The organism is Primorskyibacter flagellatus, from assembly GCF_900176485.1.
In the GTDB taxonomy this organism is placed as follows: domain Bacteria; phylum Pseudomonadota; class Alphaproteobacteria; order Rhodobacterales; family Rhodobacteraceae; genus Primorskyibacter; species Primorskyibacter flagellatus.
The window spans coordinates 109067-121155 of record NZ_FWYD01000003.1 but is presented as its reverse complement, the minus strand read 5'-3'; the positions used below and the strand labels follow the sequence as shown (position 1 = coordinate 121155).

Annotated in this window: 11 protein-coding genes; 3 read left to right on the top strand and 8 right to left on the bottom strand. The window is 60.7% G+C overall.

What is annotated here, in order from left to right; all coding sequences use genetic code 11:
- The first annotated feature begins 63 nt into the window (after positions 1-63).
- Both B8991_RS06010 and B8991_RS06005 read left to right on the top strand, forming a co-directional pair.
- A complete protein-coding gene (locus tag B8991_RS06010) occupies positions 64-1116 on the top strand; it encodes a fatty acid desaturase (protein WP_084351382.1) in 1053 nt (350 codons plus the stop codon).
- Positions 1117-1251: 135 nt separating this feature from the next.
- Positions 1252-1716 (top strand): MaoC family dehydratase, encoded by a 465-nt coding sequence (locus B8991_RS06005; protein ID WP_084351380.1) that lies wholly within the window; start codon positions 1252-1254, stop codon positions 1714-1716.
- Position 1717: 1 nt separating this feature from the next.
- On the opposite strand, the gene B8991_RS06000 is transcribed toward B8991_RS06005, so the two are convergent.
- Complete coding sequence (locus B8991_RS06000; RefSeq protein ID WP_084351377.1) at positions 1718-2599, bottom strand: HpcH/HpaI aldolase/citrate lyase family protein; 882 nt, start codon at positions 2597-2599, stop codon at positions 1718-1720.
- Between the two features lie 215 nt (positions 2600-2814).
- On the opposite strand from B8991_RS06000, the gene B8991_RS05995 reads away from it, so the two are divergent.
- On the top strand, positions 2815-3825 hold the full coding sequence (locus B8991_RS05995; protein WP_084351374.1) for an SDR family NAD(P)-dependent oxidoreductase: 1011 nt from the start codon (positions 2815-2817) through the stop codon (positions 3823-3825).
- A 2-nt stretch (positions 3826-3827) separates the two neighbouring features.
- Here B8991_RS05995 and B8991_RS05990 read toward each other — a convergent pair whose 3' ends face one another.
- From B8991_RS05990 to B8991_RS05965, 7 genes are all read right to left on the bottom strand, one after another.
- Positions 3828-5174 (bottom strand): sigma-54-dependent transcriptional regulator, encoded by a 1347-nt coding sequence (locus B8991_RS05990; protein WP_084351371.1) that lies wholly within the window; start codon positions 5172-5174, stop codon positions 3828-3830.
- Between the two features lie 33 nt (positions 5175-5207).
- The gene (locus B8991_RS22140) at positions 5208-5333 is read right to left on the bottom strand and encodes a hypothetical protein (RefSeq protein WP_268876729.1); all 126 of its coding nucleotides are present in this window, start codon (positions 5331-5333) and stop codon (positions 5208-5210) included.
- Between the two features lie 6 nt (positions 5334-5339).
- Positions 5340-6659 (bottom strand): c-type cytochrome, encoded by a 1320-nt coding sequence (locus B8991_RS05985; RefSeq protein ID WP_143514502.1) that lies wholly within the window; start codon positions 6657-6659, stop codon positions 5340-5342.
- A gap of 4 nt (positions 6660-6663) precedes the next feature.
- Positions 6664-7863: a formate dehydrogenase subunit gamma gene (locus B8991_RS05980; RefSeq protein WP_084351367.1), complete on the bottom strand. Its 1200-nt coding sequence runs from the start codon at positions 7861-7863 to the stop codon at positions 6664-6666.
- A gap of 234 nt (positions 7864-8097) precedes the next feature.
- Positions 8098-8691: a formate dehydrogenase FDH3 subunit beta gene (gene fdh3B, locus B8991_RS05975; protein WP_084351364.1), complete on the bottom strand. Its 594-nt coding sequence runs from the start codon at positions 8689-8691 to the stop codon at positions 8098-8100.
- Between the two features lie 13 nt (positions 8692-8704).
- The gene (locus B8991_RS05970; protein WP_084351362.1) at positions 8705-11752 is read right to left on the bottom strand and encodes a formate dehydrogenase subunit alpha; all 3048 of its coding nucleotides are present in this window, start codon (positions 11750-11752) and stop codon (positions 8705-8707) included.
- A gap of 104 nt (positions 11753-11856) precedes the next feature.
- Entirely contained in the window at positions 11857-12048 is a 192-nt protein-coding gene (locus B8991_RS05965) for a twin-arginine translocation signal domain-containing protein (RefSeq protein WP_084351359.1), read from the bottom strand.
- Positions 12049-12089: the final 41 nt, after the last annotated feature.

Genomic DNA, 12089 nt, shown 5'->3' with positions numbered 1-12089 from the left:
GCAGTTTCCGACTGCGGTGTATTGGTCTATGAGATCGGGTGACAACGATAAAAAAGCAGGCACATGTTCGATCAAACTGACCCGACCCGGCTTCAGGCCGCCAACCGACCTGCAAGAGAATGGATCAAGATCCTTTCAGGATACCGTGAGCCTGACACATCCCGCAGCCTTTTTGAGCTTGGCGTGACGCTTGGCCCCTTCGTCCTGCTATGGGCGCTGGCCTGGTGGTCACTTGGGATCAGCTATTGGCTGACTCTGGCGATCTCGGTGGTCAATGCCGCATTCCTGTTGCGTCTTTTCGCCATTCAACATGATTGTGGGCATGGTGCCTATTTCAAGAACCGCTCGATGAGCGACTGGCTGGGCCGGGTGATCGGCGTGCTGACCCTGACCCCCTACGGCGTCTGGCGACACACCCATTCCGTCCACCACAGCAGCTCTGGCAATCTGGGGCGGCGAGGCATGGGCGACATCCATACCATGACAGTTGCAGAATACCGCGCACTGACGCCATTCCACCGGCTGATGTACCGGTTGTACCGACACCCCGTCATCCTGTTCGGCTTGGGGCCGGGATATATCTTTCTGGTGCAGAACCGCGTGCCACTTGGGCTGATGGGGCGTGCGCGGTTTTGGGTCAGCGCGATGTGCAACAATGCGGCAGTGCTGATCGGGTTGGGCCTGATCCTGTATTTCGGCGGCGTGATGCCGATTCTGTTGATATTTCTGCCCTCGACCCTGCTGGCGGCCACCACGGGCGTTTGGCTTTTCTACGTCCAGCACCAGTTTGAAACGGCTCACTGGGACACGGACGAAAACTGGCAACTGCATGACGCGGCGCTGCACGGAAGCTCGCATTATGTCATGCCTGCTGTCCTGCAATGGCTGAGCGCCAATATCGGCATCCACCATGTGCACCATCTTTATAGCCGCATCCCGTTCTACCGACTACCGGAAGTCCTGCGCGATCATTCCGAACTGGCCGATGGCAACCGCTTGACCATCCGCGAGAGCTTTCGCAACGCCCGGATGCATCTGTGGGATGAAGAAACGCGCCGCCTGCTGACGTTTCGCCAAGCCCGCGCAAAGTTTGCGCAACCTGCCCCGGTCATCTGAACCGGGGCCTCGCCACGCGCGCCGCGCATGACGCCCTTCGCACCACAAGACAACCGGCGCGACGCTTGCTAATGTCTGATTTACCAAGCCGGCCGCGTGATCCGCGCGACCGGCACCGTAAATAAGGGGCAACAGATGGCAGGTCTATATTTCGATGAGCTGGAGGTCGGGCAGGTTTTCAAACATGCGCTGCACCGCACCGTCACCGAGACGGATAACGTGATGTTTTGCGCAATGACGCATAATCCCGCACGGCTGCATCTGGACGAAAAATACTGCCAGGAAGAAACCGAATTCGGCCAACGCATGGTCAATAGCGGCTTCACGCTGGGGCTGATGGTTGGCATTTCTGTCGGCGACACGACGCTGGGTACGGCCATTGCCAATCTGGGCTGGGACGAGGTGCGCTTTCCCGCGCCGGTGTTTCACGGCGATACATTGCGGATAGAAACCGAGGTGGCAGAACTGCGCGACAGCAAATCGCGCCCCAATGCCGGAATCGTCACCTTCATCCACCGTGCCTACAATCAGAACGACGTGTTGGTCGCGCAGTGCAAACGCAGTGGGCTGCAACTGAAATCCCCGGCGGCCTCGGGCTGATTCAACGTCTCTCGGCAAACCCTTCGGCCAGCGCAATGATGTCGCGGGCGGTCTTTACATGGGCGATGTCGATATGCTCGCCATCATACATGACCGACGCCCGCCCGGCCGCCTGCGCCGCGTCCAGCGCATCGACCATGCCCCTGTAATAGGCGACCTCCTCGAGCGTGGGGGTGAAAACGCGGTTCACGACCTCGACATTCGAGGGGTGCAGGATCAAATCCCCCGCCATGCCCAACTGGCGGTCGTATTTCGTGAAGCTCTCCAGCCCGTCAAGATCCTTGACCTGCTGCCATAGCCCTCCAATCGGCAGCTTTCCGGCGGCGCGGGCGGCCATGACCACACGCGATTTGAGGTAATCGGTTTCGCGCCCTTCCACGGTCCAGATGAACCCCAGCGCGCGGGCCACATCGGCATTTTTTGCCGTACATCCGACAATCCCGGCAACGCGCGGATGCTCTGCAATCTCGAAACACAACTGCATCGACCGGGCGGTTTCAAGGATCGGGATCAGCCTGACAGAGCCGATCTCCAGATTGTTGCGGCTCTCGGCCTCCGCGACCATACAGGCTGCGGTATGCACATCCTCCGGCCCCCAGGGTTTGGAAACGACGATGCCTTCCAGTCCCGGCTGCACCACGGCCATCAGATCGTCGTAGTCATAAAGATGCGCCGACTTGTTGACCCGAACCCAGACGCGCTGCCCCTTTGCCGCCAAACCTTCAATCTTGCCTGCGACCAGCGCACGGGCCTGTGCCTTTTCGTCCGGCGGCACGCTGTCTTCGAGATCGAGGATGATCGCATCGGCACCCGCATCCGCGGCCTTGTCGATCATCCGTTCCTTATTGGCTGGTACGAACAGAAATGAGCGGATCGGTTTCATCCAAGGGGTCCTTTGTCGAGATGCCGGCAGACAAAGCCTAACGCGGTGCCTTGACGGTTGGAAGATGCGGCGTGCGTTTGGGTTTTGCGAACGTACCATGTGCAAACCGAGCAACATGGACAGTCTGACGTCGACACCGGCCCGATCCTCTGGCAGATACGCGTCAGGCCTGCATCATTTATGCACCCAGAAGAAACAGACCGTGGAGACCTGATATGCGCCGCATCCTGATCACCGGAACCGCAGGGTTCATCGGCTTTCACCTTGCGCAGCTTCTGCTGGCCGAAGGTTACGCGGTACACGGGTATGACGGGATGACGGATTATTACGACGTCACCCTGAAACAGCGCCGCAACGCGATGCTGCTGCAATCGGACAGGTTTTCGATGACAGAGGCGATGCTGGAAGATGTTGCCGCCTTCGACAAGGCGGCCGACGATTTCCGCCCCGACGTGATCGTGCATCTGGCCGCCCAGGCGGGTGTGCGCTACAGCCTTGAAAATCCGCGCGCCTATGTCGATGCCAATGTCACCGGCACATTCAACGTGATGGAGGCCGCCCGTCGACACGAAGTGGATCACCTGCTGATGGCCTCCACCAGCTCTGTCTACGGCGCGAACACCGAAATGCCCTTCCGCGAGACCGACAAGGCCGACACGCCGATGACGATCTACGCCGCCACCAAGAAGGCGACAGAGGCGATGGGCCATTCCTATGCGCATCTGTGGAACCTGCCCACGACGATGTTCCGGTTCTTTACTGTTTACGGCCCATGGGGACGGCCCGACATGGCCTATTTCAAATTCGCCAACGCGATGCTGAAAGGCGACCCGATCGACATCTACAATCAGGGCGACATGTATCGCGACTTCACCTATGTCGAGGATCTGGTCCGCGCCATTCGGCTGCTGATAGACGCAGCACCCGTGCGGCCCGAAGATGGCGTGGTGCCCGAGGGCGACAGCCTGTCGCCAGTGGCACCCTACCGCGTCGTCAATATCGGCAATTCGGACAAGGTACGGCTGCTGGATTTCATCGAGGCGATCGAAGACAGCCTTGGCGTGAAGGCAAAGCGCAACTACATGGAAATGCAGAAAGGCGACGTGCCCGCCACATGGGCCGAAGCTTCATTGCTGCACACGCTGACCGGCTATCGCCCACAAACGGACTTTCGCGAGGGGATCGACCGGTTCGCGCGCTGGTATCGCGACTATTACAACGTCTGAGGCTAGGCCTCCCAACTGGCAACCTTGCGGTCGATGGTCTTGCGCGACACGCCCAGCCGACGCGCGGCCTCGGCCCGGTTGCCATCACAAAGGTCCAGAACGTGCAGGATGTGGCGTTGCGTGACCATATCCAGATTCTCGATCGCCTGCGTGCCCGAGATGGCCGCACCGCCCGTAAACCCCTCGGGGAACGCGCCAAGAATCACCGACCTCTCAATCAGGTTCTTCAACTCGCGCACATTCCCCGGCCAGTCGTAGCGCCGCATCTTCAACAGCGTTTCCGCATCAAGATCCAGCCCCGGCATGCCCAGCGTCACGGCAAACTGGTCCATGAACAACGCCGCCAATTCGACAATATCCTCTGACCGGTCCCGAAGCGGCGGCATGGAAATCTCGAACACGTTGATGCGGTGGTAAAGATCGGCGCGAAACCTGCCATCCGCCACGGCCTGTTCCAGATCGGCATTGGTGGCAAACAGGAAGCGCAGGTTCAGCATCAACTCGCGTTCAGCGCCGACCGGGCGGACGCGCTGATCCTCCAGCACCCGCAAGAGCGCGACCTGAAGCTGCTCGGGCATCTGCGCGACCTCGTCCAGAAACAGCGTCCCGCCATCAGCCAGGAGCAACAGACCGGGGCGCAGCCGGTCGTTCTCTTCGACCACACCAAACAGTTCCGCGGCAATCCGATCCAGGGAAATCGCCGCGCAATTGACGGTGACAAACGGCTTTTCGGCGCGGTCCGACAGCTTGTGCAGATGCCGCGCCGCCAATTCCTTGCCGGTGCCGCTGGCCCCCGTGAACAACACCGGTGTCGGTAAAGGTGCCAGCTTGTGCAGCAGCGCGCGGACGGCACTCAACGCCTCGGACTTGCCCAGCAACTGCCCGTAACCGACATCCGACAACAATTCCCGGCGCAGAAGCGTGTTGTCCCGGCGCAGGTATTTGCGATCCAGCGTGCGGGCCACGGCACCAAGGATCTGATTGGCGCGAAACGGTTTCAACACAAAATCGCTCACCCCGGCGCGCAGGGCGGCAATCGCGGTTTCCAGATCGGCATAGGCGGTCATCAGGATCGTGTCCGCGAAAAACCCCAGCCGCTGCTGCTCGGTCACCCAGTCCAGCCCGGACATTCCGGGCATGATGTTATCCACGATGACCAGATCGAAATGCGTCTCATCCAGCCTGCGCGACGCCTCATTCGCACTCGCGGCTTGCTCCACCCGCTTGACCCTGGGTTCAAGGATTTTCTTCAGAAAATTGCGCATTCCGGGTTCGTCGTCGATCACCAGAATCGACGCCCCGGACAAGGGCGCGCTATATTCATCGGACGCGTTGATTGGACCCTTCATCGCAAAGATACCCCTTCGCAACGCCTGTAAAGGTCAGTCAAGCCGGACGGACGGCCCGGAAGAGACCTCTTGCGCCGAGAACCCCACCTCTTGCAGCGCGTAATGCGCGCCCACACCGATCACGGCGATGGCGACAAAGGCGATCAACATAGATTTCATTTTGCCCTACTCCTCATGTTCCACCGGTGCGCGCGTGGCCTGTTTCAGGAACTCTATCAGATCGGCACGATCCTGCTGCGCTGCGATCACCTGCATCGGCATCTTTGTTCCCGGAACATAGTGGTCCGGGCCTTCGTCGAACAGAGCGTCCACGGTTGTCTCATCCCAGAGGATCGTCGATCCGGTCAGTGTCGCGGAATAATTGTAGCCCGGCACTGTCCCGGCACGCCGACCGAACAGACCGTGCAGGCTCGGCCCGGCCTTGCGGGACGCTTCCGCCCCAAGCGCGTGGCAGATCGAACATTTGCGCATGAACTGCCGCTCACCATTGCTCATGTCCTCGGCGGGGCGCAGGAAACTGCGCGCGCCGGAAATCCCAGGCTCAAATGCATCCAGCGCGGCAACGGGCCAGCCAAAGGCCACGTCATCCAGCCCGCCCGCCCAGATCGTCGTCCCGTCAGGCGAAAAGGCAAGCGCCCAGACCGGGCCTTCGCGTGTGGCCCGAAAGTCGCGCGTGATCCGCCAATCTTCGGTGTCCAGCATCATGATATAGCCATGCCCGTCCCCGACGGCGAGCTGATGGGTCCCGGCATGATGGGCCATCGACAGGATCGGGCGCCGGTCAAGCGTGAAATCGGCAATCTCGGCACCTTCATGATCAATGATGCGGGTGCCGCCATCCACCGCGCCATAGGCGATCCAGTCATCCGTCACGATCACCTCGTTAATCCCGAACCCGTGACGGATAATCGGCAGCATCGCACCCTTCGCAAGGTCAAAGCGCATCAACTCGCCCGTAGATGTCCCGGCATAGAGCGTATCTGGACCAGAAAATGCCACCGCATTTACCGCTCCCGGCGCTTCCAGAAACCGTGGCTCAGGCTCTTCAAGCGGCGGATAATGCGCGCTGGCCCAGTCTGCATCCAACGGCATCAGCCCGATGGTCCCGTCCCAGGATGCACTCGCCACCAGCCCCGCTTCGGTCGAGACGGCGACATCCGTGACCTTGCCCCGGTGCTGCCCCAGCACGCGGCTCACGCCACCTTCGGACCAAAGACGCACGCTGAAATCATCGCCGCCTGACACCAGCATCCCGTCGCCGTGGAATGTCACCACGCCGACCGCAGCCGCGTGCCCTTCCAGCCAGACAGGTGCGCCCCCTTCCCAAAGGCCCACCGAATTGTCGAAACTGGCGGTTGCAACGCGCCCGTCACCATCCACGGCAATATCCATGATCGGGCCGCCATGCCCTTTCAGCGTGGTGAAATCCTGCGCGCCCGCAGAGGTCGCACAGAGCCAGATGGCGAGGATAAGCGCGCGTTGCACCCGCCTACTCCGCTGGCGTGGCGTCGCTGGCCGGGGACTTTTCTTCGGCTTTCACCTCCTCCAGCCAGATCGAATGATGCTGATGCGCCCAGGCTTCATCCACCTCGCCAGAGCCCATGGCGTCAAACGCGCCCTCCATTCCCAAAGTCCCGATATAGATATGCCCAAGAATGATCGCCATCATCACGAAGGCAACGATGGCGTGCCATAGCTGCGCCAGTTGCATTTCCTCTTGCGGGGCCAGCGACGCGGGCAAGGGGTCCATACCGAACCAACCGGGCGCGCCCATATCGTTGAGGATGCCAAACGTCTTGGCAAATAGCGGCATTTCGAACGGGAACAACAGGGACAACCCCGAAACCGACAGGGACGCCCCCAGGATGATCACCGACCAGAAAACCAGCTTCTGCCCGGCATTGAACTTCTTTGCCGGCGGATGCTTCTTGCCGATGATACCGCCCGCCTGCGAAATCCAGACCAGGTCAAGCCGATTGGGAATATTGTGCCAGACCCACAGGACGAATACGAGGATCAGCCCCAGCATGAAAGCCCAGGCCACGTTATTGTGGATCAGCTTGGAAATCGTCAGCAGGGTCGCGTTCGCCTCTAGCCCCAGATAGGGCGCAATGAACATCCGGCCCATCAGGGTGACCAGACCCGTCAACCCTAACAGCACGAATGACCCGGCGACCAGCCAGTGCGAGAACCGCTCGAACGCCTGAAACCGCGTGACCGTCCTGCCGGTTTTCTCGCCCTCGATACGGACGCGCCCGCGCAGAAGGAAAAACACAACCAGAGCAGCAATCGTGCCAAGCAGCAACCAGCCGCCATAGGTAACCAGCGGCCCGCGACGAAACTCGTACCACCGCATGCCGCCATCCTGCACCAGCACCTTGCCCAGATCACCGCGCGTCGAGGTGGTGACCTCCGCTTCGTTATAGCGCAAAGCCCGCCAAAGCTCCGGATCGGACGCGCCACCCAACGGGCCCAGACCAGGCGCACTCACCGCATCCCCACCAATCGCTTCGCGGCGAAACCTGTCATCCACCGGCTCGCCGTTCTGGCGCCGTAGAATATCTTCCAATGTCTGCGCCCCGCCCGTGGCGGATCTATCAATCGGAAGTGCTTCAGCTTCCTGCGAACGCACCGCAGCGGGCAACGTCAGAAAAACCAGCATGAGAACGGTCATCAAATGACGCAACATTGTCCACTTCTCCAGACTCCAAAGGAAACAGGCCGCAGAGCCATCAATGGCCCCACCCCTTCTTCTTGGCAAAAATACTCCGGGGAGCGCGAGGGGCTGGCCCCTCGCTTCCGTCATTTTCACGCTGTGCCGACACCAGAGCGATCATGCACCAGTCGCAAAACCACCACCACTGTCGGACAGACACCAGGCCAGTTCCGGCGAGGGTCCCGCCCCGCCAGCCTGTCGCAAGGATCACCCGCCCTTCTGATCGTAGGCCGTGCCCCATCCCCAGGCACCAGAGCCGAAACCGCGCGCCACCACACGCTCGCGGTAGATCGCCGACACGATATCGCCATCCCCTGCCAGCAGCGCCTTGGTGGAACACATCTCGGCGCAGATCGGCAGCTTGCCTTCCGCGATCCGGTTGCGCCCGTATTTGGTGAACTCCGCGGCCGAGTTGTTCTCCTCGGGACCACCTGCACAGAAGGTGCATTTGTCCATCTTGCCACGCGATCCGAAATTGCCGGCCTGCGGGTATTGCGGCGCACCAAACGGACACGCGTAGAAACAATAGCCGCAACCGATGCACAGATCCTTCGAATGCAGCACGACACCGTCTTCGGTCTGGTAGAAGCAATCCACCGGACAGACCGCCATGCAGGGCGCGTCTGAGCAATGCATGCACGCGACCGAGATCGACCTTTCGCCGGGATCACCATCCTGGATGGTCACGACCCGTCGTCGGTTGATGCCCCACGGCACTTCGTGCTCGTTCTTGCACGCGGTGACGCAGGCGTTGCACTCGATGCAGCGCTCGGCATCACACAGGAATTTAGCTCTGGCCATTCTGTTTTCCTCCTTACGCTGGCATGATCTTGCAGAGAGTACACTTGGTCTCCTGCATCTGGGTCACGCTGTCATAGCCATAGGTCTGGGCGGTGTTGGAACTTTCCCCCAGCACATAGGGGTCAGCGCCGTCCGGATATTTGGACCGCAGATCCTCGCCCTGGAAATGGCCACCGAAGTGGAAGGGCATGAAGGCCACGCCCTCGCCCACCCGTCGTGTCACCATCGCCATGACCTTGACCTTCGACCCTTCGGCACCTTCGACCCAGACCTGCGCCCCGTCACGCACACCCAGATTGTTGGCGTCGCGCGGGTTGATCTCTACAAACATGTCCTGCTGGAGTTCCGCCAGCCACGGGTTGGAACGTGTCTCTTCGCCCCCGCCCTCATATTCGACCAGACGACCAGAGGTCAGGATGATCGGATAATCCTTGCTGAAATCCTGCTTCTGGATCGAGGCATACATGGTCGGCAAGCGATAGAACTTGCGGTCCTCATAGGTCGGATAATCGGCCACCAGATCGCGTCGCGGCGAATAAAGCGGCTCGCGGTGGACAGGTACGGGATCGGGGAAGGTCCACACCACTGTGCGGGCTTTGGCATTGCCGAAAGGGGCACAGCCATGCTTGATCGCGACCCGCTGGATGCCACCCGAAAGGTCGGTCTTCCAGTTGACGCCCTTGGCCTTGGCGTTGAAATCCGACGGGAAGGGCGACATGGACTGTTCGCCCACCTCTTCGGCGGCACCTTGCGTTCCATCGGCAGAGGTCAGTCCCGAAGTTGCACCATCGTCGCCGTCGTCGCTTTCACCAACGCCACCGTCGATCTGGACACCTGCGACACCCGCGATAGAGCGTTTCTCGGCATCCGTCAGATCGCCATCCCAGCCCAGATCCACAAGCATCTGATAGGTGAACTCCGGATAGCCATCCTGAATTTCCGAACCGGGATTGAACACGCCTTCAGCCAACAGATTGTCACCGTCCCGTTCGACGCCGAAGCGGGCGCGGAAGCACAAACCACCCTCTGCAACAGGCTTGGACATGTCATACAGATTCGGCGTACCGGGATGGTTCATCTCGGGCGTGCCCCAGCAAGGCCATGGCAGACCGTAATAATCGCCATCCGCCGGACCGCCAATCGCCTGAAGCGTGGTGCGGTCGAACGTGTGCTGGTTGGCCATATGCAGTTTCAGCCGCTCGGGGCTTTGCCCGGTATAGCCCACCGTCCACATGCCACGATTGAGCTCGCGCAGCGTATCCTCGACATTGGGCGTTACGCCATCCTCCTCGATCGCGATGTTGCGGAACATGCGGTCGTGAAAGCCGAACTTCTTGGCGAACAGGCCGATGATCTCCTGATCCGGCTTGGATTCAAACAACGGGTCGAACACCTTCTCGCGCCATTGCAGCGACCGGTTGGACGCGGTGACAGAGCCATAAGTCTCGAACTGCGTTGCGGCCGGCAGCAGATAGACGCCATCGGCCCGGTCATGCAGCACGGCCGAGACTGTAGGATACGGGTCGACCACGACCAGCATGTCCAGCTTTTCCATCGCGGTCTTCATCTCGGCCATGCGGGTTTGCGAATTCGGCGCATGCCCCCACAGAACCATCGCCCGCAGGTTGTTGGGTTGGTCGATGTTTTCGGCATCTTCCAGCACCCCGTCGATCCAGCGCGACACCGGTATCCCGGTCTCGTACATCAGGTTCTTGTCCTTGCCGTCTGCGCCCTTGACGGTCTGGAACTGACCGTTCAACCAGTCAAAGTCCTCCTCCCAGACCCGTGCCCAATGCTGCCAGGCACCTTTTGCAAGCCCGTAATATCCGGGTAGCGTATGCGACAGAACACCCAGATCCGTGGCCCCCTGCACATTGTCATGGCCGCGGAAAATGTTGGCACCGCCGCCCTGTGTTCCGATGTTGCCCAGCGCAAGTTGCAGCACGCAGTAAGCGCGCGTGTTGTTGTTGCCCGTCGAATGCTGGGTTCCCCCCATGCACCAGATCAGCGTGCCGGGACGGTTGTTGGCCAATGTCCGGGCGACGCGGCCCAGCTGGCTGCCGGGGGTGCCGGTCACGCGCTCGACCTCATCGGGGTTCCACTTGGCAACCTCTTCGCGGATCTGATCCATGCCCCAGACACGGGTGCGGATGAACTCCTTGTCCTCCCACCCGTTTTCGAAGATGTGCCACAGGACGCCCCAGATCAGCGCCACATCGGTGCCGGGGCGGAAACGGACATATTCGTCGGCATGGGCCGCGGTGCGGGTGAAGCGCGGATCGCACACGATCAGCGGCGCGTTGTTCTCTTCCTTCGCCTTCAGCAGATGCAGCAACGACACCGGATGCGCCTCTGCCGGATTGGACCCGATCAAGAACATCGCCTTGGAATTATGGATGTCGTTATAGCTGTTGGTCATGGCACCGTAGCCCCATGTGTTCGCAACACCCGCAACCGTGGTCGAATGGCAGATCCGCGCCTGGTGATCCACGTTATTCGTGCCCCAGTAGCTGGCAAACTTGCGGAACAGATAGGCCTGTTCGTTGCTATGCTTGGCGCTGCCCAGCCAATAAACGCTGTCCGGGCCGGATTGCTCGCGGATCTGCATCATGCCGTCGCCGATCTCGTTGATCGCCTGTTCCCAGCTGATGCGCTTCCACTCACCACCCTCTTTTTTCATCGGGTATTTCAGACGGCGCTCGCCATGCGCATGTTCGCGCACCGAGGCCCCCTTGGCGCAATGCGCGCCCAGGTTGAACGGGCTGTCCCAACCGGGCTCCTGCCCGATCCAGACACCGTTCGACACCTCGGCCTGAACGGTACAGCCGACCGAACAATGCGTGCAGACGGATTTGCGCAGCTCTACTGCACCGCTTACGGCAGATTGAGCGCTGGCCTGTGTGACCGTTCCGCCTGTGGCGGCAATCGCCGCAAGGCCCCCGATCGCAAGACCGGACCCGCGCAGAAATGCGCGCCGGTCAACGGATGTTTGTGCCACATCCGACAGGATACTTGTCCGTTGGGGGCGTCGCGCAACCCCGTTGGTCTTTTTCCTAAGCATGGTTTCCTCCCTTCACGCGCCTCTTGCGCGCTTGGTTTACAAGAAGGCCGGAACAGTCGGGCGTCACGCAACCAGTCGTCCTCAGGCCAAATCCTGCATCCGGTTCAGAACCGGGCGCTGGTGTAGTAAGCGCGGGTATGCGCGGTATCCTGCATCTTTTCCGATGCCAGATCGACCTCTGCTGCCTCTGCTTCCGCCGTGCCGGTCGCTATCGCCACCGCGGCAAGCGGTGCCGTGGTCCCGGCCAGTTTCAGGAAATCGCGGCGGCTTGTGGCCTCGTAGGTTTTCCGTGTCATCGTGAGTACCTCCTCACTGGTTCTGACGGTTTCCCGCCACT

What these genes read in the sequence shown, in the direction of transcription:
- B8991_RS06010 (WP_084351382.1), top strand. Translation starts at nt 64, where the DNA reads ATGTTCGATCAAACTGACCCGACCCGGCTTCAGGCCGCCAACCGACCT.
- B8991_RS06005 (WP_084351380.1), top strand. Translation starts at nt 1,252, where the DNA reads ATGGCAGGTCTATATTTCGATGAGCTGGAGGTCGGGCAGGTTTTCAAA.
- B8991_RS06000 (WP_084351377.1), bottom strand. Translation starts at nt 2,599, where the DNA reads ATGAAACCGATCCGCTCATTTCTGTTCGTACCAGCCAATAAGGAACGG.
- B8991_RS05995 (WP_084351374.1), top strand. Translation starts at nt 2,815, where the DNA reads ATGCGCCGCATCCTGATCACCGGAACCGCAGGGTTCATCGGCTTTCAC.
- B8991_RS05990 (WP_084351371.1), bottom strand. Translation starts at nt 5,174, where the DNA reads ATGAAGGGTCCAATCAACGCGTCCGATGAATATAGCGCGCCCTTGTCC.
- B8991_RS22140 (WP_268876729.1), bottom strand. Translation starts at nt 5,333, where the DNA reads ATGAAATCTATGTTGATCGCCTTTGTCGCCATCGCCGTGATCGGTGTG.
- B8991_RS05980 (WP_084351367.1), bottom strand. Translation starts at nt 7,863, where the DNA reads ATGTTGCGTCATTTGATGACCGTTCTCATGCTGGTTTTTCTGACGTTG.
- fdh3B (WP_084351364.1), bottom strand. Translation starts at nt 8,691, where the DNA reads ATGGCCAGAGCTAAATTCCTGTGTGATGCCGAGCGCTGCATCGAGTGC.
- B8991_RS05970 (WP_084351362.1), bottom strand. Translation starts at nt 11,752, where the DNA reads ATGCTTAGGAAAAAGACCAACGGGGTTGCGCGACGCCCCCAACGGACA.
- B8991_RS05965 (WP_084351359.1), bottom strand. Translation starts at nt 12,048, where the DNA reads ATGACACGGAAAACCTACGAGGCCACAAGCCGCCGCGATTTCCTGAAA.